Origin of the sequence: Cryobacterium sp. N22 (genome assembly GCF_002929555.1) — a bacterium.
Classification (GTDB): Bacteria; Actinomycetota; Actinomycetes; order Actinomycetales; family Microbacteriaceae; genus Cryobacterium.
In genome coordinates, this window is sequence record NZ_PJJP01000019.1 from 37020 (window position 1) to 62379 (window position 25360).

Below are 25360 nucleotides of genomic sequence, written 5' to 3' on the forward strand. Positions count from 1 at the left end.
CACGGAATAGACCCGCGCCCGAACGCCTTACATTGGGACGTGCACGGATGCGACCCATCCGGGAGAGAAGTATCCTTGTGTCCCTGATCGATTGGCTTTTCGACGCCCAGCTGCAGATCGGCAGCCAGACGATCCTCTGGCGCGAAATCATCGGCAACGTCTTCGGCATCGCCAGCGCCGTCGGCGGGATGCGCCGCAAGATCTGGGCCTGGCCGGTGGGCATCATCGGCAACGCCCTGCTGTTCACGGTGTTCCTCGGCGCCGTCTTCGGCACGCCCAACCCGGTGAACCTGCTCGGCCAGGCCGGCCGCCAGGTGATGTTCATCATCGTGTCGATCTACGGCTGGGTGCAGTGGTCGCGCAGCCGCTCCGTCGGTACCGTCGCCGTGGCCCCGCACTGGGCCGGCGCCCGCGCCCGCATCGGCCTGGGGGTGGGCCTCGTCGTGGGCACGTTGGTGCTCACGCCGATCTTCCGGGCGCTGGGCTCGTTCGAACCGGTCTGGGCCGACGCCTGGATCTTCACCGGCTCCCTGCTGGCCACCTACGGCATGGCCCGCGGCTGGACCGAGTTCTGGCTGATCTGGGTGGCCGTGGACATCGTGGGGGTGCCCCTGCTGATCAGCGCCGGCTACTACGCCTCGGCGATCCTGTACCTCTTCTATGGCGCGTTCACCATCACCGGCTTCGTGATCTGGACCCGGGTGCAACGCCGCCGCGCGCTCGTGGAGCGGGCCCTGGCCTGATCCCACCCTTCGCGCCCGCGAAAGCGGCCGTGTGGTTGCCTGGTGCGGCTGAGGTAGCCAGAACACCGCTTTCGCGAGGTCGTCCTTCCGCGAGAGCGGCCGTGTGGTTGCCTCGGCTGGGGCGAAGTGACCATATGGCCGCTTTCGCGAGCTTTCGCGGGTGCTTGGGTGCCGTCGGGACGGTCAGCCGGCGGGGCGCGGCGGGGCGGGTGACCGGCGCCGGAGCTGCCTGGGCCGGCCGAGGGCCACCAGCCCCAGCACCGGCGCGATGAGCAACTGCAGCGCCACCAGAGGGCCGAACGAGGCGAACATCACCGTGAGCACCGCCGTCGCGGCGCCCAGGATCAGCACGATCACCAGATAAGGGGTGCGACCGGTTCGGGCGAAGGCAACGGATGCCAGCCCCAGCGGCACCAGCCGCAGCCACAGGTCGGCCGGAGACTGGGGGAGCGGCCCGCCGATGACCGAGATCACGGCGGCCAGCGCATAGAGCACCGTCCACACCCAGAACAGCCACGGGCCGGCGGGCTCCGCCGGTTGGTACGGCTCGTCGGCCGCCCAACCCGGCGGGGCGGCCCGTTCGGTGCGGCGCGGTGCCGGGCCGGTGCCGAACCAGGGGGAGTCCGAGCCCGATCCGGAACCCGCACCGTCGGGCGCCGGGCGCCCGGCGGATCCAGGGAAGCGGCGCATCCGATCGGCCTCGACCTCACGCAGCACGGCCCGCGCCTGGGTGATCCGGTCGAACCGGGCCGCCGCCGCGGCAAGCTCGGCCGGGCTCGGGGCGGTCAACAGGTCGGGGTGCGAGCGTTGGGCCTGGAACCTGAACGCCCGCTCCACCTGCTCCAGCTCGGCATCGACCGCGACCTCGAGGAGCGCCGCAGCCTCGGCCGGGGTCATCGTGCGCTCGGTCATGCGATGCAGACGGTCACGGGACGGCGGTGGGTGCTCATGGGCGGATGACGGAGAGAGGCGTCCGGTCAGCGCCGCGGCGGTTCGACGATCCGGCGGCGAAAGGAGTCCTGGCCCCACGACATCCATACGAAGGCGCCCAGAACCGGGAACATCAGGATGATCAGCACCCAGATCGCGCGCTCGGTGCCCGACATCGGGGTGCGAAAGAGCGAACCGAAGACCATGAGAACGGCCGCGGCGAGCAGGGCAATCGTGCCGATGCCCAGCAACAGTGCCCAGAGATCCATCGTGCCCCTTCGTCGCTTCCAGTCTCACAGCCGCCCATCGGCTCGGCAAGCCTCCGCAGACGAGTCGTGGCGCGCGAGTTGCCGCAATGTGCCCCGTTCCGCGCTCCGACGGGGCACTATGCGGCATGTCGCCGTGGGGCGGAGCGTCGAGTTGCGTCGGATGCCCCTGTCAGGCGGCGCGAGGGGGAAATTATGCGGCAACTCGCCGTGGCGGCCGCGCGCTTGGATATCGCCACGACCAGCCGGAACGGAGATTGCCGGGTCACAATGGAGCCATGCCGAATCGCCTCGCCGACGCCATCAGCCCGTATCTGTGCTCGCACGCCGACAACCCGGTCGACTGGCAGCCCTGGAGCGAGGCCGCCTTCGCCGAAGCCCGCGACCGGGATGTGCCGGTTCTGGTGTCGATCGGTTACGCCACCTGCCACTGGTGCCACGTGATGGCCCGCGAGAGCTTCAGCGATCCGGCGCTCGCCGAGTACCTCAACGAGCACTTCGTGAGCATCAAGGTCGACCGGGAAGAGCATCCGGATGTCGACGCCAGCTACCTCGCCGCCGCCGGTGCGTTCACCCAGAACCTCGGCTGGCCGCTGAACGTGTTCGTCACCCCGGCCGGCCGGCCGTTCTACGCCGGCACCTATTCGCCGCCAACGCCGATGCCCGGGCATCCGGCGTTTCGTGAGGTGCTCAACGCCGTCACGGATGCCTGGACCAGCCGGCGGGACGCCGTGGAAGACAGTGCGGCGGGCCTGGCAGAGGCGCTCGCCCAGGCGGTGCCCGCGGGTGCGGGGGAGCTGCCCGACCAGGCCAGACTCGCCGACGTCGTCGCCCGGCTGGCCACGGCCGAGGATCCCGTCTTCGGCGGCTTCGGCGGCGCCCCCAAGTTTCCCGCCGCGCCGACCCTGGGCCTGCTGCTCGACCGCGCCGACAGCCGTGAGCTGGCCCTGCGCACCCTCAAGCGCATGGGCGCGTCGCCGCTGCGCGACCCAATCGAGGGCGGCTTCTTCCGCTACGCGGTCAACCGCGACTGGAGCGACCCGCACTACGAACGGATGCTCTACGACAACGCGCAACTGCTCGAGCTATACACCCGGGCGTGGATGCTCACCGGCGAACGTTGGGCCCGCATCGTCGCCGAGGGGATCGTGGGGTTTCTCGGCGCGGTGCTGCAGTTGCCCGACGGCGGCTTCGCCAGCGCCCAGGACTCGGAGAGCACCGTCGACGGTCTGCGGGTGGAGGGCGGCTACTACGCCCTCGACGAAGATGCGCGCCGCGACCAGGCCCCGCCGGCCCTGGACGCCAAGGTGCTCACCGGCTGGAACGGGCTGGCCATCGGGGCCCTCGCCCTGGCGGGGCACGCCTTCGCCGACGAGGCCGCGCTGCACCTGGCCCGCCGCGCGGCCGACCGGCTGCTCGAGTCGCACCGCCGCGCCGACGGCGCCCTGGTGCGGGCATCCATCGACGGGCGCCTCTCGCCCGCGGTCGCGACGCTGGAGGACTACGGCATGTTCGCCGGCGGCCTGCTCGAGCTCGCCACCGCCACCGGAGAGGTGCGGTTCGCGCTCGCGGCCCGGGAGCTCATCGACCGGGCAATACCCGGCGACGGCGTGACCGTCGCCGCCCCGGAGGGCGCCGACCCGGTGCTCACGGCCCAGGGCCTCGACCTCGCCACCGACCCCTCGGAGGGTGCCTACCCGTCCGGGCTCTCGGCCATCGCCGCGGCGGCCTGGCGGCTGCACCTGCTCACCGGAGCCGGCCGTTACCGCGACGCGGCCACGGCCGCGATGGTGCGGCTGGTCGGCGCCGGCGACACCAACCCCCTCGCCTTCGGCGCCGCCCTCCGGCTCGTCAACGGACTCACCTCGCCGGTGGAGCAACTCGTCGTCGTCACCCCCGATGGAACCCCGGACGTTGCGGGCCCGGACGGTCCGGCCCTGCTCGACGCAGCACGGCGTCGCACCGGGGTCGTCGCCGTGGTCACCGAGGGGCAGGGCGCCGCCTTCACCGCGGCCGGCTTCGAGCTGTTCGCCGACCGCACGACCCGCGACGGCCTGCCCACCGCATACCTCTGCCGCGACTTCGTCTGCCGCCTGCCCAGCACGGATGCCGCCGCCCTCACCTGACCCGCGCCATCCGCCCGTGCCGCGCCTGTGAGTTGCCAGTTGAGGCCCATGGCAGGCCTCGCACAGGGCCCGAACTGTCATCTCGCCGGATGCTGCTGCTGCGCGACTCGAGCGCCCACATCCGCCGCCGACGGACCCGACCGCAGTAGCATCGGAGCGACCCGGCGGCACCTTCGCCCGGCGGAAGGAGACCACCGTGATCCCCGAAGTGAACATCTGGGCCGTACTGCTCGCCACAGTCTCGAGCATGGTCATCGGTTCGATCTGGTACGCCAAGCCGGTGTTCGGCCGCTACTGGATGAAGGCGGTCGGGCACACCGATCAGACCATGCAGTCCGGTGCCACCCGGGCCATCGTCGTCACGATCATCGTGAGCTTCATCACGGCGTGGGTGCTCGCCGGTGCGGCGGCCATCGCGCAGAACTTCTACGGCGGCAACTTCCTGGCCAACACCCTGCTCACCGGTGTCATCCTCTGGGCCGGTTTCACCGCCGCCCGGATGATCACCCACGATGCGTTCGATCGCCGGCCCTGGGGCCTCACCGCGCTCAACCTCGCCCACGAGCTGGTCACCATCGTGGTGATGGCCCTCATCATCGGCCTGTTCGGCATCAGCGCCGCCTGACGCGGGAGCACGCCGCACCCGCCCGGCGGCGCGGGTCACGCCCCGGCCGCCCCGGCGACGTACACTAGACCAACGTCACTATTCCCAGCGGGCCCTTTGCCCGCCCGGACCGGTGCGTGGATGCCCGGGAGATCCGGGCGCAAACTCCGGGGCCTGGTGCATCGATGCCCGCCCTGCGCAGATCGCCCGTCGCATTTCCCGCACAATGGCTTCGCACCCGCAGTGAGCCCTGCATCCGTTTACCACTCCACGTATTTTCTCCAAGGAGGACCATGGCACGCTTTGACCGCACCGATTCCACCCGACACTCCCGCAGCGCTGCCGGAAGTGGCTTCTCCGAGGCACCTCCGAGCCCGGTCGACGAACCGGCCCCGGACACCGCGTCCATTCCCATCCTCTCGCTGAGCAGCGAACCCGAGCTGGTGCTGCGCACCCTCGACGACCGCACCCGCCGTTTCGACCGCGATGACGTGGTCGTGCGGAAGGGCGAGATCGCCCTGATCAACGGTCACTTCACCCCGCACGAGTCCCGGGTCAGCGACCTTCTCGCCCTGGCAGACGCCCTCGACACCGCGGGTATCGACTACCTGCTGGTGCGCGGCGACCACGACCGTCCGGTCATCGCCGTGAACCGCAAGCGTCGCAAGAAGATCAGCCGCGTTCTGGCCGAGGCCTTCGCCAACACGCCCTTCTACCTCAAGCCCCTCGACGGCGACCTCGCCCGCCCGGCCCTCGCCGCCGACGGCGCCCTCGCCGCCCTGCGCAGCTCCGACGTCTTCAGGGTCTACCAGCCGCGCATCGAACCCATCGGCCGGCTCCGCTACGGCGCCGAGACCGCGTTCCAGCTTGAACTGTGGCGCTTCGGCGAAGACGAGATCGTCGCCCCCGTCGAGAACGCCCTCATGCGCCGCCGGCTGCCCCGCTCCGAGGCCCGCGAGACCACCGTCGAACTCTTCGGCCGCACCTGGCGCACCCTGCAGAACATGTTCGACGACCTCGTCAGCGACATCAGCTTCGACATCGACCTGGTCTTCTCCTGGGTCGACGGTTCCTCCAGCGACTTCCAGAAGGCCCGTGCCCTGCGCATGAGTGGCTACGTCGCCGGCTCCGGCGACGATTCGGATGCCCGCTTCCGCCAGATCGACGAACTCAAGTACGCGCTGCGCAGCGTCTACATGTTCGCGCCGTGGGTGCGCCGGATCTTCATCGCCACCGACTCGCCCGCCCCCGAATGGCTGGTCGACCACCCGCGGGTGACCATCATGAACAGCGAGGACTTCTTCCCGGATGTCTCCGTGCTGCCCACCCACAATTCGCACGCCGTGGAGAGCCAGCTGCACCACATCCCGGGCATCGCCGAGCACTTCATCTACTCCAACGACGACATGTTCTTCGGCCGTCCGGTGGGACCGGAGCTGTTCTTCTCACCCGGCGGCATCACCAAGTTCGTCGAGGCGGCGACCCGCATCGGCCTGGGCGACAACGACCCCAGCCGCAGCGGATTCGAGAACGCCGCGCGGGTGAACCGGGCGCTGCTGCGCGAACGCTTCGGCAAGGTCACCACCCGGCACCTCGAGCACACCCCGGCACCGCTGCGGAAGAGCGTCATGGCCGACCTGGAGGCCGAGTTCCCCGAGGACTTCCGGCGCACCATGGCCAGCCGGTTCCGCTCGGCCACCGACATCTCGGTCACCAACTCGCTGTACCACTACTACGCGCTGGCCACCGGGCGGGCCGTGGAGCAGACCCAGGTTCGGTCGTTGTACGTCGAAACGACGCTCAAGCTGGCGCTACGCCAGATGAACAAGCTGCTCAAGCGCCGCGACCAGGACATGTTCTGCCTCAACGACGGCAGCTTCCCCGAGATCAGCGACGAGGTACGCACCGAGGCCGTGACCGACTTCCTCGAGCGTTACTTCCCGATCGTGGCCCCGTGGGAACGCGAAAGCGTCATCGCGGCCAGCCACCACGGCGAGGACACCCTCATCGAGAGTGCCCTCGGCCTGGGAAACGGCGACGTCAGCGCAGAACCTGGATCGGCCTGGTCATTGGCGGCTCCCGGTATGCGGGCAGACTCCCCGCAGGCATGATCTCGATGCCGGAGGCGGCCAGGCGACGGGCGCTTTCGGCGGCGTCGATGTAGTCCAGCGGCTCGAACTCGCCCAGCGGCACCACCGAGTGCAGCACGGTGTCGGCGTAGACATGCACGAGGTTGAACGCCCGCGCGCCGTCGCGGCCGCGGGTGCCGCCGACGGGAACGTTGAGGTCCTGGGTGTAGCAGGTGGCCGACGCCACCGACACCGGGATGCCCGCGAACGTGGCGGTGGACGAGTAATGCAGGTGTCCGGCCAGGATGCTGCGCACATCCGTGCCGCGCAGCACCCGCGCGAGGCTGGCCTGATCGCGCAGCTCCACCGCCACCGACAGGTCGAGCATGCTCGGCACCGGCGGGTGGTGCATGGCCAGGATGGTGCCGTCCGGCGCGGGAACGCTCAGCTGCAGGCTGAGCCACTCGAGCTGACGCTCGGTGATCTCGCCGTAGTGGCTGCCGGGCACCGAGGTGTCCAGGGTGATGATGCGCAGGCCGCCGACAAAGTCAACGTGGTCGATGGGTGCCTGACTGGGATCCTCACCGAGCAGCTCGGTGCGGAAGTTCGCCCGGTTGTCATGGTTGCCCATCACCCAGATCACCTTCGCGCCGAGTCGCTCCGCCGCGGGTTCGACGATGCCGCGCAGCTGTGCGTAGGCATGCGGCTCACCCTTGTCGGCGAGGTCGCCGGTGATGATGATCGCGTCGGGCCTGCCGCCGGATGCCTCGACATCCGCGACCAACCGCTGCACGTGTGCGGCACTGTCCACGCTGCCGTAGAGACGGTTGCCGTCTGCGAGCAGGTGCGTGTCGCTGAGGTGGAGAAGGAAATAATCCGGCCTGGGGTATTCGGCCGTTCGAATGCTCACGGAGCTTCCATTCGTTTGGTACTTAGGCACTTTACGGGGATTACGCTGCGGATGCTACAAAACCAGTCGATCAGAGAATTATGAACATAGCGTGTCCAACACGCGAAAAGACGGGACCCGGAGGATAAACCCTCTGGATCCCGCCTTCCCACCGCGTTCCGCGTGGTGACGAGCCGCCCGTCTTTTTGCTCAGGGATGCGTGAGCCCGGGCTCCGTGACCGGCAGCACCGCCAGCGCGCCCTCGTCGTGCTCATACGGTTCGATGGTGTCGTGGGCGGCGGCGGCGGCACGGCGTCGCTCGGACTCGAAGTCGCCCTCCAGCCCCGGGTACCCGCCGCGGTCCAGGGAGCGATCCTCACCGCGGGTGGCACGTTCTTTCGTCTTTTTGCCGAACATGATTCGACGCTACGCCGCAGAATCCCGATGTCAAGAGACAATCTGAGCGTCTGTCAGGTTCTGGCGCACATGTTTTGTGCACCGGGCTTTCACGGTTCACTCAAGCTGTCATGGGAAACTAGAGAGTGCCCTCGACCTCCCGCCTCACCCCCACCCGCTACATCGGGGCTGCGCTGCTCTGCGTCGCTGCGTTTGTGGTGCTCTACCTCTTCTTCGTACGGGATGTCGCCGGGCAGGCCATCGATCAACTGGCCTTCAATGGAGCCGAGGACGGCTCGACAGGAACCACGGTCACCCGGCAGCTGCTCGACCTCATCCCCTCGGTGATGGTCGCCGTCGGTGCGATCGTGAGCCTGGTCATCGCCCTGGTGCGACGCGCCTGGTTCCCGCTCGTGGTCGCCGTGAGCGCCGCCACGGCCGCCGTTGTGACCACCCAGCTGCTCAAGAACGTGATCCTCACCCGACCGGAACTCGGCGTGGACGGCTACATTCCCAACTCATTCCCCTCCGGGCATACGACGGTGGCGGCCGCATCCGCGCTGGTGGTGTTCCTCGTCGCCAGCGCGCACACGCGCTGGCTGGCCGGCACCATCGGGGCGGCCTTCGCTGTCGCGGCCGGGGTGTCGACGCTGGTGAGCCTGTGGCACCGGCCCAGCGACGTGATCGCGGGGCTGCTCGTCGTGGCGTTCTGGGGCTGCGTCGCCGGAGCCGTGCTCACCAGGGCCGGTGGCCGGCAGCGCACCGCCCGCACCCCCACCCCGGCCCGGGTGGGCCTGAAGCTGCAGACCGGGATCGCCGTGCTCGCCGGCATCGTCACCGCGGTGGCCGCCGGCATCGGCGCCACCGGGGCGTTCGGTGTCTCGGATGCGCCGGTGGCCTATCTCGGCGCGGTCACCGCGATCGTCGCGGTCGGTTTTGTGCTCGCCATCACCGCCACCCGGCTCTTCGACCGCCTGCCCTAACGGCCGCGGCCTCGAGCCCTCCGGCCGGCGCATCGGCCTCACGCCTCGCCGCAGAGGGGGATGTGCCCACGGCGCGGTGCGTGTAACACTGGGGCATGGCCGTCACGCTGAGAGCGCTCCAGACCGTTGTACCGCCCACCGTCCTTGTGCAGGAGCAGGTCAGGGACATCTTCGCCGCCCAACCCGGCCTCAGCCGGCTTGCGCAGCGGCTGGTCACCGCATCCTTCAACCTGTCCGGGATCGACACCCGCCACACCGTGATCGAGGAACTCACCCTCGACTCGCAGGTGGCCGAGCCGCAGTTCTTCGACGCGGCCACCCAGCGGCTGCTCGTGCCCGGCACCCGGGTGCGCAATGAGCTGTACATCGAGCAGGCCACGAAGCTGTTCGTGGAGGCCGGCCGGCGCGCGCTGGCCGCCTGCCCGGGGCTGGACGCCAGCGACATCACCCATGTCGTGACGGTCTCCTGCACCGGCTTCTACGCACCGGGCCCCGACTACATGCTGGTGCGCGAGCTGGGTCTGGCGCCGTCCACCCAGCGCTATCACCTCGGTTTCATGGGCTGTTACGCGGCAATGCCGGCGCTGCGCACCGCGAAGCAGTTCGTGGAAGCCGACCCGACCGCCGTGGTGCTCGTGGTCAGCGCCGAGCTGTGCTCGCTGCACCTGCGCACCTCCAGCGACCCCGACACCATCGTGGCGTCGTCGCTGTTCTCGGATGGCGCTGCCGCCGGCATCGTGAGCAGCCGACCGCCGGTCGCCGGTGAGAACGCCCTCAACCTCGACCACTTCGAGACCGTGATCACGCCCGTCGGTGAGGGCGACATGGCCTGGAAGATCGGCGACGAGGGGTTCGAAATGGTCCTGAGCTCCTATGTGCCGCACATCATCGACGAGCACATCGAGTCGGCCCTGGCGCCGTTGTTCGGCCGGGACGAGTCGTTGACCCTGGCGCTGGCGGCCGGTGTGGTGGCCGAAGCCGACGCCGTTACCGTGCAGGCGCAGTCCCAATCGCAGACGCAGGAGGTCGGCGGGAGCCCCGGACAGGTGCTTACGGCCGCGACCTCGGCCTCGGCGTTGAGCACCGCCATCGCGCACTGGGCGATCCACCCCGGCGGGCGCAGCATCCTCGATAAGACCGAGGCCAAACTCGGCCTCACCGAGGCGCAACTGGTGCCGTCGCGCCAGACCCTGCGCACCAACGGCAACATGTCCAGCGCCACCATCCTCTTCGTGATGAAGGAGATCCTCGACGGCCTGGCCACCGCCGACGGCGACAGGGTCTGCGCGATGGCGTTCGGGCCGGGACTGACCGTGGAGTCGGGCCTGATGACCGTGCAGCGCGGCTGACGCCGTGCTCCTGACGCTCCGCGAACGGGCGGTCGACGCCGTCGAGATCATGGATGATCCGCACTGCGACGCCGAGGCGCTTCGACGCACCTACGCGAACTTTCGGTACGTCAACGCCGTCGTCTCCGGGCTGCGGCACACCTACCGCCGCGACATCCGGCCGCGCCTGTCGGCCGGCGCCGAGACCAGCCTGCTCGACATCGGCTCCGGCGGCGGCGACGTGGCCCGGTCACTGGCCCGGTGGGCCGCCCGTGACGGGCTGCGCCTGACCGTGACCGCGATCGACCCGGATGCCCGGGCGCACGCCTACGCGTCCGGCCGGCCGCCGCTGCCCGGGCTGGTGTTTCGCCGGGCCCTCAGCAGCGACCTCGTGGCCGCGGGGGAGCGGTTCGACATTGTGCTCTCCAACCATGTGTTGCACCACCTCAGCGGCGCCGAGCTCGGCGCGCTGCTGGTGGACTCCGAACGGCTCAGCCGCGCCCTGGTGCTGCACGGCGACATCGAACGTTCCCCGTTGGCCTACCTCGGCTTCGGGCTGGGCACCTGGCCGTTCTTTCGCCGCTCCTACATTCGCCCCGACGGCCTCACCTCGATCCGGCGCAGCTTCACCTGGCAGGAGCTTGCGGCGGTGGCGCCGCCGGGATGGAGTGTGCGCCGGGAGGTGCCGTACCGGCTGATGCTGCGCTGGCAGGCCCCCGCGGCCGCCGAACCGCACCGGGCCGAGGAAAGGCGGGCGCATGCGTGACGTGATCGTGGTCGGCGGTGGCCCGGTGGGCATCCTGCTGGCCTGCCTGCTCGCCGAACGCGGCGTGGACGTGGAGGTGCTCGAACGGCGCACCGAACCGTCGATGCTCGCCAGGGCCATCGGCATCCACCCGCCGTCGATGCGGGTGCTGCGCCAGGCCGGCGTGGCCGAGGAGGTGCTGGCCCGGGCGGTGCGCATCGAGACCGGCAGCGTGCAAAGCGGCGGACGCACACTCGGACGGCTGTCGTTCGCGCAGACGACGGGGCGGTTTCCGTTCGTCGTGGCCCTGCCGCAGCACGAGACCGAGGCCGTGTTGCGGGAGCGGTTCAAGCAGCTGCGGCCGGACGGCTTGCGCTCCGGCGTGGGTGTGGGCATGCTGCACGATCGTGGGCACCACGTTGACCTGATCGCTGAGCCGGGCCCGGACGGAACCGGGGACGCCGCCGACGAGGGCGCCGGCGACAACGGACTCGAAATCGTGGGGTCGGCGCGGTACGTGGTGGTGGCCGACGGCGCCCGCGGTCAGCTGCGCGACGCTGTCGGCATCGCCTCCCGGCCGCTCGGCGGCGGCGACACCTACCTGATGGCCGACTATCCCGACACCGGCGAACACGGCAGCGAGGCCGTTTTGTTCTTCGAGCGCGGCGGCGTCGTCGAGTCGTTCCCGCTGCCGAACGGCCGGCGCCGCTGGGTGGCGCTGACGCCCACCCTGATGACGGATGCCTCGCTCGAGGATCTGACGGCGCTGGTGCTCGATCGCACCGGGGTGCTGCTGCCGGCCTCGGACGCCCTGCCGAGCTCGTTCTCGGTGCGGCAGCGGCTGGCCGCCACGATGGTGCAGGGCCGGGTGCTGCTGGTGGGGGATGCGGCGCACGAGATCAGCCCGATCGGCGGGCAGGGCATGAACCTCGGCTGGCTCGACGCGGTGGCGCTGGCGCCGGCGCTCACGCACGCGCTCGCGCAACCGATCGAGGCCCGGGTCACGCTCGCCGGCTACGACCGGCGCCGGCGGCGGAGCGCACGCATGGCCGCCCGACAGGCCGGCTTCAACATGGCCATGGGCCGGCCCGCGCGAGGGCTGCGGCTGCGGCTGCGCAACGTGATCGTGCGGCTGCTGGCGACACCGCCGCTGAACGGGCTGCTCGCGCGGGCGTTCACGATGCGCTGGCTCTAGCCGGTCATAGCCGCCGTTGGTCGAGCCTGTCGAGACCTGGTGCGAGGTCTCGACAAGCTCGACCGACGGGACGGTTGCGTCCCGTAGACCGGGTCGCGGGGTCTCGACAGGCTCGACCAACGGGATGGTTGCGTCGCGTAGGCCGGGTCGCGGGGTCTCGACAGGCTCGACCGACGGGATGGTTGCGTCGCGTGGGCCGGGTCGCGGGGTCTCGACAGGCTCGACCAACGGAAGGTCGGCGGGCCGGCGTGCAGTTGAATAGAGGGGTGACTGCTCCTCTGATCGACCTGCTCCGCGCCGACCTCGCCGCCGCCAACTTCTCGGTGACCGCCCTGACCGGGCTGTGGGGCATCGAAGCGGATGCCGCCCTGCGCCGCAACCAGCGGGTGCCGGCCCTGCGGGCGCTCGGCACGCTGCGCGCCACCCTCACCGTGCCCGAACCCAATGTGGTGCTGGCCCAGCTGTTCGTCCTCGGCCTGCCCGTCGAACGCACCGAACTCGACACCGCACTGCCGTCCCTCGGCGTGCACGGCGCCGAGCAACTCGGCCTGGTCGGCGCCCACCCGCAGGATTCGACCCCCGACGCCGGCCCGGCACAGGTGGCACCGCTGGTGGAGCTGCGGCCGTACAGCTTCGTGGACGCGCACGGCGCCGGCAGCTGGTGGATCACCTCGGACCTGGGGGAACTGGCGCTGGGACATCCGCTCGGCGAAAACCACGTGCTCGGCGTCGGCGGCGCCTCGCTCACCCTGAGCGCCCTGATGATCCCCACCGCGGTCGACAGTGCGCTGGACCTCGGCACCGGCTGCGGCATCCAGGCCCTGCACGCCTCCAGACACGCCACCCGGGTGGTGGCCACCGACATCTCCGAGCGCGCCCTCGAGCTCGCCGCGCTCAACGCCCGGCTGAACGGCGTCGAGAACATCGAGTTCCGGCTCGGCAGCCTGTTCGACCCCGTCGCGGGGGAGCGCTTCGACCACATCATCTCCAACCCGCCGTTCGTGATCACCCCGCGGGTGGAGGGCGTGCCCAGCTACGAATACCGCGACGGCGGCCTGGTCGGCGATGCCCTCGTCGAGGCCGTGGTGCGCGGCGCCGCCGATCACCTCACCCCCGGCGGCGTAGCCCAGCTGCTCGGCAACTGGGAGTACCACGCCGACGACGCCTTCGACAGGCTCACCGGCTGGTTGGAGAGCCCGGAGGAGGCCGCGCTGGACGCCTGGATCATCGAACGCGAGGTGCAGCCGCCAACGGGCTACGCCGAGACCTGGATCCGCGACGGCGGCACCCGCCCGGACACCCCCGACTTCGACCGCCTCTACGGCGCCTGGCTCGACGACTTCGAGGCCCGCGGGGTGCGTCAGGTGGGCTTCGGCTACATGCTGCTGCGCCGCCCGACGGATGGCCGCCGCCGCTCCGCCGCGCCGGCTCGCCCCCGCCTGGTGCGGCTCGAACGGCTGCCGGAGGCCCTGGGCCACAACCCGGCCGGCATCGGCCACCACCTGGCCGAGTGCCTGGCCGCGCACGACTGGCAGGCCGGACTGGACGACGACGCGCTCTCCCGCAGCACGCTCACCGTGGCATCCGACGTCACCGAGGAACGGCACTTCTGGCCCGGCCAGGAGGACCCGACCCTGATGACCCTGCACCAGGGCGGCGGCTTCGGCCGGTCGGTGCCGCTGGACACCGCCCAGGCCGCCCTGATCGGCGCCTGCGACGGCGAACTGCCGGTGGGCGCCATCATCGACGCGATCGCCCAGCTGCTCGACGCCGATGCGGCCGCGCTCCGGGCGGAGCTGCTGCCCCGGGTGCGCGGCCTGCTCGACGACGGCTTCCTCGAGCCGCCCGCCGCCTAACCGCGCTAACTGTTGCCGATGCGGACAATTGCGCCCGGTGTGCCGGGACCAATTGTCCGCACCGGTAACAGTTGCTGCCGCCGGGGCCCGGCGCGGCCCGGCGCGCCCCGACCGCGGTCGAAACCCGGCGGCCACGGCCTGAGGTAGCGTGAGGGGTACCACTTCGAGGGGCCGAGAGGAGGGCGTCACGTGACGCGCACACAGCGATGAAACGTCGGACCTTCCTGATCAGCTCCCTGTCGGGGCTCTCCCTGCTCGCGCTCAGCGGATGCGTACCGCCCAAACCCGCGCCGACGGGCACGCCCACCCCCACCACCACGCCGGCGCCGTCCCTGGTGCCGCAGCCCCAGGACATGCTCCGCAGCTCCTGGTCCGACGACCCGTTCGCCCGCGGGTCCTACAGCTTCGCGGCGGTCTCGTCGACGCCGCAGCAGCGCGAGGACCTGGCCGAACCCATCCTCGACCGGCTCTTCCTCGCCGGCGAGGCGCTCTCAGACACCGCGCCCGGCACCGTGCAGGGCGCCCGCGGCTCCGGCCAGCGCGCCGCCAGGGCCCTGGCGGACGTCGCCGAACCCGGCGAGCGGGTGGCCGTGATCGGCGCCGGCGCCGCCGGCATCGCCGCCGCCCGGCTGCTGACCGACGCCGGTTTCACCGTGCTCGTGATCGAGGCCCGCGACAGGATCGGCGGTCGAATCCAGACCGTCACCAGCGACTCCTGGCCGATGCCCGTCGAGCTCGGCCCGTCGTTCATCGTCGCCGGCAGCACCAACTCCCTCGACGAGGAGTTCACCGGCCTCGAGGTCTCGCACGCCCCGTTCGTACCGGCCCCGGAGGCGCGCACCCCGGACGGCACCGTCGCCCCGGTCTCGCCCGTCGGCGCCGACGCCGTCACCGCGGCGCTGGCCTGGGCCGCCGCGCAGGCCGAGGACACCTCCCTGGCCAAGGCCCTCGTCGCCACCGGCTCCGCCACGCTGTCGATGGCGGATGGCGAAGCCGGCGTCTCCGACGCCGACTGGCTGGACTACCAGCTCGCCACCTCCACCACGCTGGAGTCCGGCGCCCCGGCCGACGAGATGTCCGGCTGGTATGCCCCCGCCCCGGCGACGCCCGCCGCGGACGACATCCGCATTGTGCTCGGCGGCTACGGCACGCTCCTTGACGAGGATGCGGCGGACCTGGATGTGCTCTTCTCCAGCGTGGTGACACGGGTGGCGTACACCGACAGCGCCGTCAGCCTGCGGCTGGGCACCGGCGAGTCGCTCACCGTAGACCGCGCGATCGTGACCGTGCCGCTGGGTGTGCTCAAGAGCGACGTGATCGAATTCGACCCGCCCCTGCCGTTCGCCCACCGGGGCGCGATCGCCGCGCTGGGGATGGGGACTCTCGACAAGATCTGGCTGCGCTTCGAGGAGCCGTTCTGGGACACCGACGCAGCCCTGTGGACAACGGTCGGGGACGACACCCTCGACTTCAGGGTCTGGGTGAACATGATGCCGATCACCAACGAGCCGATCCTGGTGGGCTTCGTCAGCGGCGAACAGGCGCTGGGGCTGGCGAAGGCCGACAACACCGAGTTCACCGACGCCGCGCTGCGCAGCCTGGAACCGTTCGCGATCGTCGCCACGGCCACCCCGGCGCCCTGACCGGCACTTCTGCCCGGGGCTCTGGGCGGGAGGATATGCCGCCCGAACATTAACGAGCAAAGCTCAGAGTTCGGGTGTAAGCTCCACGAAACGTCTAGTCGGTGAAGGGGCCGCCCAATTCAGGGATGCCCCCACGGGGAGATCCAGTCGTTTCCCGACTGGACGTGCCGACGGAGTCCAGAGGGGCGCTTTTCGCCGTCGGTCACCGGGTGCGGTCGCGATCCTGGTGTCCCACCTGCACCGCGGCCGATGCCCAATCTGATTGACCGTGTGAACCATGTATATTCTGACAAGTCTTGACTCCGTGTCGTTGCTGGATTTCGACACGAACCTGCCCTGCGAGGGCAGCCACCACCACCGGAGCCTGAGCGGGCACGCCGCCGCCGAGCCCGGCGCCTACATGGTGATCTCACCGTGCTGCGGCCCCAAGGTGATCCAGTGCTCGCCACGCGTCTCGGCGATGCAGGCCTCCGGTGTGCTCTACTGCGGCACCTGCGAGTCCGAGCACCTCACCAGCCAGTACACGTTTCTCCCCGTCGAGCAGTAGCCGCGAGTCCCCGCAGCGGCCAACATCCGCCCGGATGCGCGCCCAGGGTCGGCCCCGGCCGGGCCGGTCCTAGTTCGGCACCGACGACGTGCGGTCCCCGCGCGGGCGGGGACGCCAACTGAGCCGCGACGTGGCCACGAGCACCGCCGCGATGCCCAGGAACAGCACCACGGCGATCAGGCAGTAGAACGCGGTCTCGAGCGGGCCGCTGACCTGGGCCGGGTCGAGGAAGAAGTACGGGTACCAGCCCACCGCCGAGCCGCGCACGAAGGTGAAGATGCCCCAGGCGATCGGGTACGGCAGGATCCAGCGCAGAAAACGCCAGGACAACCGGGCCTTGCCGGTGTCGGTCAGCCAGTCCAGCAGCGCGAGCGTGGGGATGTAGAAGTGCAGCACCTGGCTCGGCCAGGGCACCTCGATCGAGTAGTCGCGCGATGACGACTGGATGACGATGGTGAGGAACACGATTCCGGACACCAGAATGTACGTCGTCACGAGCGCCCGGAACACGTCCAGCCACTGCGGATCCTTCGGCTGCCGGAGGGCCACGATCGCGCCGAGCACGAACGCGATCACCGCCGCGATCGCGCTCTGCACCGTGAAATAGGTGAACACGTTGTACGCGGCGAAGGTGGGGAACCGCAACACGTACTCGTAGTTGCCGATCAGCCCCGCGATGCCGGCGACGGCCAGCAGCAGCCGGCCGATGCCGTAGCTGGACCGCAGGCTCAGGCGTTTGCGCGCGCGCAACGGCTCGCGCGCCTGTGGTTCCTCCCGCAGCGGGGAGGATTCGCGCACCGTCGGTCCCGTCCGGCCGGGACCGGATGCCTGCGCGCCCATACTCCCACGGTACGCCAGAGAGCCGGTCGCCCGCGGCCATCGCCGGCATCGGGGCGGGTTGCCTACAGGCGGATGCTGAAACTCGCCTCGCCGTGCTCGGCCAGGTCGGTCACCTGCACCGATTCCACGCTCGCCGAACGGGGTCCGGTGTGCAGCCAGGCCAGCATCCGTTCGATCGCGTCGTCGTCACCCTCGATCTCGGCTTCGACGGCTCCGTCGGACCGGTTGCGCACGTAGCCGCCCAGGCCGAGGGTGCCGGCCTGCGCCTCGGTGTAGTACCGAAACCCCACGCCCTGAACCATCCCGTTGACGATCACTCGTTTGCGACTCACGGTCCCCATTCTGTGCGCCTGCCGCCGCCCGGACAACCCCGCCCGCCGGCCTCGCGCGCCGGCCGGGCCGCAACTGTTTCCGCAGCGGCAACAGTTGCGTGAGAAACGGGGCGGTACCGTCGAGCCATGACCTCTTACGCGTGGGCGCGGGCCGAGTCGGCGGATGCGCCCGTCGCGGTGCTTCTGCCCGGAGTGAACTACTCGGTGCAGGCACCGCTGCTCTACTGGTGCGCGACTCTGCTCGCCGAGCGCGGCTGGCACGTGCAGGCCGTGGACTGGTCGGTGGACGACGAAGCGCTGGCGCATCCGCTTGCCTTCGTGGAGCGCGCCGTGGCGGGCGCGTTCGACGCGAGTCCGCCGAGCTCACGGAGGTTGGTCGTGGCGAAATCGTTCGGCACCTACGCGCTGCCGTGGGCCCGGCGCGAGGGTATCGCCGGGGTGTGGCTCACCCCGCTTCTCACCGAGGAGCCGGTGTACCGGGCGCTGTCGGAGGCGACTGCCGCGGACCTGGCCATGGGCGGCGAGCTGGATGCGTTCTGGCGGCCCGATGCGGTCGCCGGCACCGAGGCACAGCTGCTGTCGGTGCCGGGTGCGGGCCACGCGCTGACGCTGCCGGGGGACTGGCGGGGGTCGCTCGAGCTGCAGGCGGGCATCCTGGCCGAGATCGCGCGCCACATCCAGGAGGGGTGACGCGTCTTCGGTACGTTCCCATCCCCGTTGGTTGAGCGTGTCGAAACCTGGTGACCCGTGTGCGGTTCGTCGGGCTGGCGGCTCACGGGGTCTACTTCGACAGGCTCAGCACGGCGTCGACAAGCTCGACCAACGGATTCGGTTGGCCTCCTGAGACCAGCGAGCAGAACGGTCAGGCGGAGTCGCGCCAGACGATTTCGGTGTCGAGCAGAATGCCGCCCAGCTCGGGCGCCTCGCCGCGCAGCTGGCTGAGCACCGACTCGGCCGCCCGCTGGCCCAGTCCGTTGGCGGGCTGGCGCACCGTGGAGAGCAGGGGTTGGCAGCGGAGCGCCCAGGCGCTGTCGTCGAAGCCGACGATGCCCACGTCGCCGGGCACGCTGCGGCCCGCCTCGCGCAGGGCGTTCAGGGCCCCGGCCGCGATCACGTCGGAGGCCGCGAAGACCCCGTCGATCAGCGGGTCGCGGGCCAGCAGTGCGCGCATCCCGTCGCGGCCGTCGGCGTAGGTGTACAGCGGCACCGGGGCCACCAGCGACGGGTCGAACCGGTCGCCTAGCGCATCCGTGAAGCCGGCCAGCCGGTCGGCGCCGGAGTCGCGGTCCAGGGCCGCGGCGATCATGCCGATGCGGCTGCGGCCGGTGCCGATCAGGCGCTCGGTGATGGCGCGGGCCGCGGCGCGGTTGTTGATTCCCACGTACGGCAGGTCGCGCAGGTCCTGCGGATGCCCGACGAAGGCAGCCGGCAGGTCGAGCCGTTCGATGACGCGGGTGATCGGGTCTTGTTCCCGGGCCGAGACGACGACGACACCGTCGACGAAGCCGCCGCTGAGGTACCGGGCCACCCGTTCGGTGTCGCGCTCGGACTCGATGACCAGGCTCACCATCTGGTAGTCGGCCTGGGAGAGGGCGGAGTTGGCGCCGAGCAGGATCTCGCCGATGTTGGGGTCTTCGAGGAACAGCGAATGCGGCTCGTGCACGATCAGGCCCACGGCCTGGGAGCGCTGCATGACAAGGTTGCGGGCGGCGGTGTTGGGCACGTAGCCGACCTTCGCGATGGCCGCCTCGATGGCCACGCGAGCCTCGGCCGAGACGTAGGGTTCGTTGTTCACCACCCGGCTGACCGTGCCGCGGGACACCCCGGCCTCCGCGGCGACGTCGTGGATCGTCGCGCGCTTGCGCCGTCCCGGAATTGTCACCATTCGATAACTGTAGCGGTCGGCTCGCTTGACACGGTGGCTCCGCCGTACTTACTCTGTGTACGTTCACAGACACTCAACGGGGAGTCATTTGCTCTCCGATCTGTGCACGTTCACAGACGTAGAACGAAGCAGGAGCAAATGACCACCCCAGTAGCCATCCCGGCCGTGACCCGCGAGGTCACCCCGACGACCCCGTTCGTGCAGAACGGCATCGCCTACGGCTGCGACTACAACCCCGAGCAGTGGGGTCCGGAGGTGTGGGCCGAGGACGTGCTCCTCATGCAGGAGGCCGGCGTCGACCTCGTGGCGATCAACATCTTCGGCTGGTCCGCCCTGGAGCCGGCCCCGGGGGAGTACGACTTCACCCTGCTCGACACCATCGTGGACCTGCTGCACGCCCACGGCATTCGGGTGAACCTGGGCACCGGCACCTCCTCGCCGCCGCCGTGGCTGACCACCCTGCACCCCGAGATCCTGCCGCAGACCGAAGACGGCACCACCCGCTACCCCGGCGGCCGCCAGGCCTGGTGCCCGAGCTCGCCGGTGTTCCGCGAGCACGCGCTGCGCCTGGTCGAGCAGGTCGCCCGGCGTTTCGGCGACCACCCCGCCGTGGCCCTCTGGCACGTCTCCAACGAACTCGGCTGCCACAACGCGCTCTGCTACGACGACGACACCGCCGCCGCGTTCCGCCGCTGGCTGGAGACGAAATACGGCAGCATCGCCGCCCTCAACACGGCCTGGGGCACAAGCTTCTGGAGCCAGCGCTACACCGACTGGGCCGAGGTGCACACGCCGCGGCTCACCCTCTCCAGCCGCAACCCCGGCCAGGTGCTCGACTTCCACCGGTTCAGCTCCGACGAACTGCTGGGCTACTACCGCGCCGAGGAGGCCGTCATCCGCCGGCACAGCTCGGTGCCCGTCACGACGAACTTCATGGTCGCCGCGCACATCCGCAACCTCGACTACTGGTCCTGGGCATCCGCCGTTGACGTGGTCGCCAACGACCACTACCTCGATCATCGGCTCGCCGACCCCACCACCGAGCTCTCCTTCGCCGCCGACCTCACCCGGGGGCTGGCCGGCGGCGGCGCGTGGCTGCTGATGGAGCAGGCCACCAGCGCCGTCAACTGGCAGCCGCTGAACCTGGCCAAGACGCCGGGGGAGCTGACCCGCAACTCGCTGGCGCACGTGGCCCGCGGTGCCGACGCGATCTGCTTCTTCCAGTGGCGCGCCTCCCAGCAGGGTTCGGAGAAGTTCCACTCCGCACTGGTGCCGCACGCCGGCACCGACACCGTGCTCTGGCGCGAGGTCGTGGCGCTCGGCGCCACCCTCGACAAGCTCGACGAGATCATCGGCAGCCGGGTCGTGGCCGATGTCGCGATCCTGTTCAGCTGGGAGGCCTGGTGGGCCGGCGACGGCGAATCCCGGCCGTCCCAGTCGGTGACCTACCTCGAGCAGGTGCACGCCGCCTACACCGCGCTGCACAGGCTCGGCGTCACCGTCGACATCGTCTCCCCGGATGCCGACCTGGCCGGCTACGCCCTCGTCGTGGTGCCCGCGCTGTACCTGGTCACCGACGCCCAGGCCGACAACTTGGCCGGCTACGTCGCCGACGGCGGCCACACCCTGGTCACCTTCTACAGCGGCATCGTCGACGAAGACGACAGGGTGCGCCTCGGCGGCTACCCCGGCGCGTTCCGCGACCTGCTCGGCGTGCGCGTCGAGGAGTTCGTGCCGCTCCGCCCCGGCACCACCGTGGGCCTGGGCGCCCCGATCGGGCTGGCCGCCGGCGCCGCGGGCACCCTGTGGACCGAACGGCTGCAGCTGAGAGGGGCGGAGGCCGTTGCGCACTACATCGACGGCGCCCTGACCGGTGTGCCCGCGCTCACCCGCAACCGGCACGGCGCCGGCACCGCCTGGTACCTGGCCACTGCGCCCAACGCCGAGACCTACCGCGACGTGCTCCGCACCATCGCCGGGCACGCCCACGTCACCGCCGTCGGTCCGGAGGGCGACGGCCTCGTCGAGGTCATCCGCCGGGCCGCGCCCGGCCGCTCCTACCGCTTCATCATCAACCACGGCGACACCGACGTGGAGGTGAGCGCGGCGGGGGTCGAACTCGTCACCGGCGCCGACATCGCCCGCACCCTGCGCGTACCGGCCGGAGCCGTACGCGTTCTCAGAGAGGACACCGCATCATGAGCGCACCAGCCCTGACGGCCGCGGATGCCCGGAGCGCGGGTTCCCGCAGCCCGGCGCCCCGGCCCCGCAAGATCAAGGTCGCGCACCCGCGCGCGATCGCGATCTTCATCGTGCCGTTCGCCATCCTGTTCACCCTGTTCTACCTGGTGCCGATCGGCTACGCGATCTACCAGTCGCTGCTCGTCGTGGAGCGCGACGGCACCTTCGGCAAGGCCACCGAGGTGTTCGGCGGTCTGACCCAGTACATCCTGGTGTTCCAGAACGGCCCGTTCTGGGAGTCCATCACCCGGGTGCTCGCCTTCGGTGTGGTTCAGGTGCCGGTGATGCTCGGCCTGGCGCTGCTGTTCGCGCTGCTGCTGGATTCCCCGCTGCTCCGCGGCAAGCGCTTCTTCCGGCTCGCCTTCTTTGTGCCGTACGCGGTGCCCGGCGTCATCGCAGCAATCATGTGGGGCTTCCTCTACTCGCCCAACCTGTCGCCGTTCACGGCGCTGACCAGCAACGTCAGCTTCCTCTCCGCCGACCTGGTGCTCTGGGCCATCGCGAACGTCGTGACCTGGGTCTACGTGGGCTACAACATGCTCATCATCTACTCGGCGCTGCTGGCCATCCCCACCGAGATCTACGAGGCCGCCCGCCTCGACGGCGCCGGGCAGCTGCGCATCGCCTGGTCGATCAAGATCCCGCTGATCATGCCCGCGATCGTGCTCACCGGCATCTTCTCCATCATCGGCACGCTGCAGCTGCTCGCCGAGCCGCAGGTGTTCCGTTCCTTCAGCTCCGCCGTGACCAGCACCTTCACCCCGAACCTGATGGTCTACTCCACCTCCTCGATCCCCAACGTGAACCTCGCCGCCGCGTTCAGCGTGGTGCTGGCCCTGGCCACCTTCGTGCTCTCGTTCTCGTTTCTCAAGTTCACCCAGCGGAAGGAAGGCAAATGAGCGCCCTCACCGAGACGCCCGTCGTCGCCCGCCCGTCCCGGCGCGTCACCCGGCGCACCGAGAACGCACCGAAGGGACCCAAGGAGAGCCCGCTCTCCCGCGTCGGCGCGATGACCGTGATGCTGGTCTTCACGCTCTACTTCCTCATCCCGATCTGGTGGCTGTTCATCGCCGGCACCAAGAGCAGCTCCCAGTTCACCAGCACCAACCCGCTCTGGTTCGCCGACTTCAACCTGTTCGCCAACATCGGCAACCTGGTCGCCTACCGTGACGGCGTGTTCCTCAAGTGGATGCTCAACAGCGCCCTCTACGCCGGCGCCGGCGCCCTGCTGGCCACCCTGTTCGCCGCGATGTGCGGCTACGCCCTGGCCAAGTACCGCTTCCCGGGCCGGGAACTGTTGTTCAACATCGTGCTCGGCGGGGTGCTCGTGCCCGCCACCGCCCTGGCGCTGCCGCTGTTCCTGATCTTCAGCCAGGTCAGCCTCACCAACACCTTCTGGGCGGTGTTCCTGCCCAGCCTGGTCAGCCCGTTCGGGGTGTACCTCACCCGCATCTTCGCCTCGGCCAGCGTGCCGGACGAACTGATCGAGGCCGCCCGCCTCGACGGCGCCGGCGAGGTGCGCACCTTCTTCACGGTGTCGGTGAAGCTGATGTTCCCCGCCCTGGTCACCGTGTTCCTGTTCCAGTTCGTGGCCATCTGGAACAACTTCTTCCTGCCGCTGATCATGCTCCGCGACGAGACCCTGTTCCCGGTCACCCTCGGCCTCTACGCCTGGAACTCCCAGGTGAACCAGATCCCCGAGCTCCGTGGCTATGTGCTCATCGGCGCGCTGCTGTCGATCATCCCGCTGATCATCCTGTTCCTGCTGCTGCAGCGCTTCTGGCGCAACGGCCTCAGCGCCGGCAGCGTCAAGTAACCCTCTCGACTCTTCCCGACCGTTCACCCGGCTTCACCGCACCATCCGTGTCACCCAGCACCACTCCTTTTCAGCGAACACCCAACGAAGGAAAACAATGCGAATCACCAAGCGAGCGGCCACCGTTGCCCTGCTCACCGCAGCCACGGTCGCCCTGACCGGCTGCTCAGCCGCCGGCGGCTCCACCGACAGCGCCGATGCTGCCTGCGAGCCCGCCGAGGGCAAGGTCGACCTGACCTTCACGTCCTGGATCCCCGGCATCGAAGAGGTCGTCGACGTCTGGAACGAGGCCAACCCCGACATCCAGGTGGCCGTGCAGACCGGCCCGAACGGCAACGGCGGCACCTACGCCAACTTCTTCAACCAGCTCGAGGCCGGCAACGCGCCCGACCTGGGCCAGATCGAATACGACGCGCTGCCCAACTTCCGCGTGCAGGACGGCCTGGTCAACCTCGCATCCTGCGACGGTGTGATGGACGCCAAGGACGACTTCGTCGACTGGACCTGGGGCCAGGTCAGCTTCAACGAAGACGACGCCGCCTACGCCATCCCGCAGGACTCCGGCCCGATGGCCATGTTCTACCGCGCCGACCTCTTCGAGGCCAACGGCATCGCGATCCCCACCACCTGGGAAGAGTACGCCCTCGCCGCCGAGCAGGTGCGGGCCACCGGCGCGTACATCACCAACTTCTCGCAGAGCGACATCAACCAGTTCGCCGGACTCGTCTGGCAGGCCGGCGGAACCTGGTTCGGCAACGACGGCACCGACTGGACCGTCAACCTCACCGACGACACCTCGATCAAGGTCGCCGACTACTGGCAGGACCTGATCGACCGGGACCTCGTCTCCACGCAGCCGGCCTGGACCACCGAGTGGGACAACGCCTACAACACCGGTGCGGCCTGGACCTGGAACTCCGCGGCCTGGGGTGCGAACTCCATCGCCAGCGGCGCGCCCGACACCGCCGGCAAGTGGGCCGTTGCCCAGTCCCCGCAGTGGGAGGCCGGCGATGAGGCCAGCGGCAACTGGGGTGGCTCGTCCACCGCAGTGTTCACCGGCTCTGAGCACCCGTACGAAGCCGCGCAGTTCGCCCTGTGGCTGAACAGCTCGAGCGAGTCGCTGACCATGCTCAACGAGGCAGCCAACCTGTACCCGGCCGCCAAGGCCGGCCTGGACCTGCCCGTGCTCAAGGAGGGCGTGGAGTTCTACGGCAACCAGCCCATCTACGACGAGTTCGCCGCCGCATCCGGCCAGGTGTCGAGCGACTTCGTCTGGGGTCCGACGATGACCCAGACGTACAACGACGTCTCGGATGGCTTCAAGGCCGCGGTCAGCGGCAACGGCACCCTCGCCGAGGCCCTGACCACCGGTCAGAGCGCCACCATCGACGCCCTCAAGGCCCAGTCGATTCCCGTCAAGGAGTAGACAGGCCGCTTCGCTTGATCAGCTGATCCACCCGTACCGCCCGGAGCTTCTCGCGCCGGGCGGTACGGTCGTGTGCGTGCGATCATCCGCGAAAGCGGCACTGTGGCTGCTTCGGTGGTGTTGTGGCAGCCGCACGCCCGCTTTCGCGGAGGGTGGATGCGCGAGAGCGGCGGTGTGGCTGCTTCGGTGGGCGCGTGGCAGCCACACGCCCGCTCTCGCGGAGGATGTGGGGCGAGGCGGCAGTAACGTAAGGGGCATGACCGACCAGACCTCGTCGCCGCGGCGCCCAGCGCTGAGCGGCAGCATCCTGGTCACCGGGGCCTCTGGCACCGTGGGGCGGGCCGTCGCGGATGCCCTTGTCGCGGCGGGCGAGACCGTGGTCGCCGGCATGCGGGACCCGCGGGCCTGGATCGCCGAGGGCGCCCGGCGGGCCAGCGGCACCGCGGCCGGCCAGCAGCCCGCGGGGCCCGGCACGGCGCGAACCGGCACGGCGCGAACCG

General features: G+C 70.1%; 24 protein-coding genes. 17 read left to right on the forward strand and 7 right to left on the reverse strand.

From position 1 onward, the window contains the following. The first annotated feature begins 47 nt into the window (after positions 1-47). On the forward strand, positions 48-743 hold the full coding sequence (gene pnuC, locus CXY76_RS02125) for a nicotinamide riboside transporter PnuC (protein WP_369826047.1): 696 nt from the start codon (positions 48-50) through the stop codon (positions 741-743). Positions 744-926: 183 nt separating this feature from the next. On the opposite strand, the gene CXY76_RS02130 is transcribed toward pnuC, so the two are convergent. Further along, a complete protein-coding gene (locus CXY76_RS02130; protein WP_146073338.1) occupies positions 927-1655 on the reverse strand; it encodes a hypothetical protein in 729 nt (242 codons plus the stop codon). 65 nt (positions 1656-1720) lie between these two features. After that, the gene (locus CXY76_RS02135) at positions 1721-1942 is read right to left on the reverse strand and encodes a PLDc N-terminal domain-containing protein (RefSeq protein ID WP_104162624.1); all 222 of its coding nucleotides are present in this window, start codon (positions 1940-1942) and stop codon (positions 1721-1723) included. Positions 1943-2217: 275 nt separating this feature from the next. On the opposite strand from CXY76_RS02135, the gene CXY76_RS02140 reads away from it, so the two are divergent. The 3 genes from CXY76_RS02140 (at position 2218) to CXY76_RS02150 (ending at position 6780) form a co-directional block, all read left to right on the forward strand. Then, entirely contained in the window at positions 2218-4065 is a 1848-nt protein-coding gene (locus CXY76_RS02140; protein ID WP_104162625.1) for a thioredoxin domain-containing protein, read from the forward strand. Positions 4066-4261: 196 nt separating this feature from the next. Beyond that, entirely contained in the window at positions 4262-4690 is a 429-nt protein-coding gene (locus CXY76_RS02145) for a DUF1761 domain-containing protein (protein ID WP_104162626.1), read from the forward strand. A 272-nt stretch (positions 4691-4962) separates the two neighbouring features. Next, positions 4963-6780, forward strand: a complete 1818-nt coding sequence (locus CXY76_RS02150; protein ID WP_104162627.1) for a stealth family protein — start codon at positions 4963-4965, stop codon at positions 6778-6780. Here the strand turns inward: CXY76_RS02150 and CXY76_RS02155 are convergent. Both CXY76_RS02155 and CXY76_RS02160 read right to left on the reverse strand, forming a co-directional pair. Further along, on the reverse strand, positions 6710-7648 hold the full coding sequence (locus CXY76_RS02155) for a phosphodiesterase (protein ID WP_104162628.1): 939 nt from the start codon (positions 7646-7648) through the stop codon (positions 6710-6712). The two genes, CXY76_RS02150 and CXY76_RS02155, sit on opposite strands and share 71 nt — an antisense overlap. Before the next feature lie 189 nt (positions 7649-7837). After that, complete coding sequence (locus CXY76_RS02160) at positions 7838-8044, reverse strand: hypothetical protein (protein WP_104162629.1); 207 nt, start codon at positions 8042-8044, stop codon at positions 7838-7840. 125 nt (positions 8045-8169) lie between these two features. Here CXY76_RS02160 and CXY76_RS02165 point away from each other — a divergent pair, with 125 nt between their 5' ends. The 7 genes from CXY76_RS02165 (at position 8170) to CXY76_RS02195 (ending at position 16320) form a co-directional block, all read left to right on the forward strand. Further along, complete coding sequence (locus CXY76_RS02165; RefSeq protein WP_104162630.1) at positions 8170-9006, forward strand: phosphatase PAP2 family protein; 837 nt, start codon at positions 8170-8172, stop codon at positions 9004-9006. 95 nt (positions 9007-9101) lie between these two features. Continuing rightward, on the forward strand, positions 9102-10355 hold the full coding sequence (locus CXY76_RS02170; protein WP_233199515.1) for a type III polyketide synthase: 1254 nt from the start codon (positions 9102-9104) through the stop codon (positions 10353-10355). A gap of 4 nt (positions 10356-10359) precedes the next feature. Next, entirely contained in the window at positions 10360-11100 is a 741-nt protein-coding gene (locus CXY76_RS02175; protein WP_233199516.1) for a class I SAM-dependent methyltransferase, read from the forward strand. Further along, positions 11093-12274, forward strand: a complete 1182-nt coding sequence (locus CXY76_RS02180) for an NAD(P)/FAD-dependent oxidoreductase (RefSeq protein ID WP_104162631.1) — start codon at positions 11093-11095, stop codon at positions 12272-12274. Before CXY76_RS02175 ends, CXY76_RS02180 begins: the two co-directional genes overlap by 8 nt. Before the next feature lie 266 nt (positions 12275-12540). Beyond that, positions 12541-14130, forward strand: a complete 1590-nt coding sequence (locus CXY76_RS02185; RefSeq protein WP_233199517.1) for a methyltransferase — start codon at positions 12541-12543, stop codon at positions 14128-14130. Between the two features lie 206 nt (positions 14131-14336). Beyond that, positions 14337-15773 carry an NAD(P)/FAD-dependent oxidoreductase gene (locus tag CXY76_RS02190; RefSeq protein ID WP_104162632.1) on the forward strand — a complete coding sequence of 479 codons (1437 nt, stop codon included), beginning with the start codon at positions 14337-14339 and terminating at the stop codon, positions 15771-15773. A 277-nt stretch (positions 15774-16050) separates the two neighbouring features. Next, complete coding sequence (locus CXY76_RS02195; RefSeq protein ID WP_104162633.1) at positions 16051-16320, forward strand: hypothetical protein; 270 nt, start codon at positions 16051-16053, stop codon at positions 16318-16320. Between the two features lie 69 nt (positions 16321-16389). Here the strand turns inward: CXY76_RS02195 and CXY76_RS02200 are convergent, their stop codons facing one another. After that, positions 16390-17160: a Pr6Pr family membrane protein gene (locus CXY76_RS02200; protein WP_146073339.1), complete on the reverse strand. Its 771-nt coding sequence runs from the start codon at positions 17158-17160 to the stop codon at positions 16390-16392. 62 nt (positions 17161-17222) lie between these two features. Then, complete coding sequence (locus CXY76_RS02205) at positions 17223-17492, reverse strand: acylphosphatase (RefSeq protein ID WP_369826048.1); 270 nt, start codon at positions 17490-17492, stop codon at positions 17223-17225. A gap of 126 nt (positions 17493-17618) precedes the next feature. Here CXY76_RS02205 and CXY76_RS02210 point away from each other — a divergent pair, with 126 nt between their 5' ends. Then, positions 17619-18182, forward strand: a complete 564-nt coding sequence (locus tag CXY76_RS02210; protein WP_104162636.1) for a hypothetical protein — start codon at positions 17619-17621, stop codon at positions 18180-18182. 172 nt (positions 18183-18354) lie between these two features. Here CXY76_RS02210 and CXY76_RS02215 read toward each other — a convergent pair whose 3' ends face one another. Beyond that, positions 18355-19377: a LacI family DNA-binding transcriptional regulator gene (locus CXY76_RS02215; protein ID WP_104162637.1), complete on the reverse strand. Its 1023-nt coding sequence runs from the start codon at positions 19375-19377 to the stop codon at positions 18355-18357. Positions 19378-19515: 138 nt separating this feature from the next. Between CXY76_RS02215 and CXY76_RS02220 the strand changes: the two genes are divergently transcribed. The 5 genes from CXY76_RS02220 to CXY76_RS02240 form a co-directional block, all read left to right on the forward strand. Further along, positions 19516-21579 (forward strand): beta-galactosidase, encoded by a 2064-nt coding sequence (locus CXY76_RS02220; protein WP_104162638.1) that lies wholly within the window; start codon positions 19516-19518, stop codon positions 21577-21579. Continuing rightward, positions 21576-22517: a carbohydrate ABC transporter permease gene (locus tag CXY76_RS02225; RefSeq protein WP_104162639.1), complete on the forward strand. Its 942-nt coding sequence runs from the start codon at positions 21576-21578 to the stop codon at positions 22515-22517. Before CXY76_RS02220 ends, CXY76_RS02225 begins: the two co-directional genes overlap by 4 nt. Further along, positions 22514-23434, forward strand: a complete 921-nt coding sequence (locus CXY76_RS02230; RefSeq protein WP_199190175.1) for a carbohydrate ABC transporter permease — start codon at positions 22514-22516, stop codon at positions 23432-23434. The genes CXY76_RS02225 and CXY76_RS02230 overlap by 4 nt, the downstream gene beginning before the upstream one ends. Before the next feature lie 97 nt (positions 23435-23531). Further along, positions 23532-24860: an ABC transporter substrate-binding protein gene (locus CXY76_RS02235; protein WP_104162640.1), complete on the forward strand. Its 1329-nt coding sequence runs from the start codon at positions 23532-23534 to the stop codon at positions 24858-24860. Between the two features lie 256 nt (positions 24861-25116). Next, on the forward strand, positions 25117-25360 hold a 244-nt coding region (locus CXY76_RS02240; RefSeq protein WP_158253818.1), incomplete at its 3' end, for an NmrA family NAD(P)-binding protein.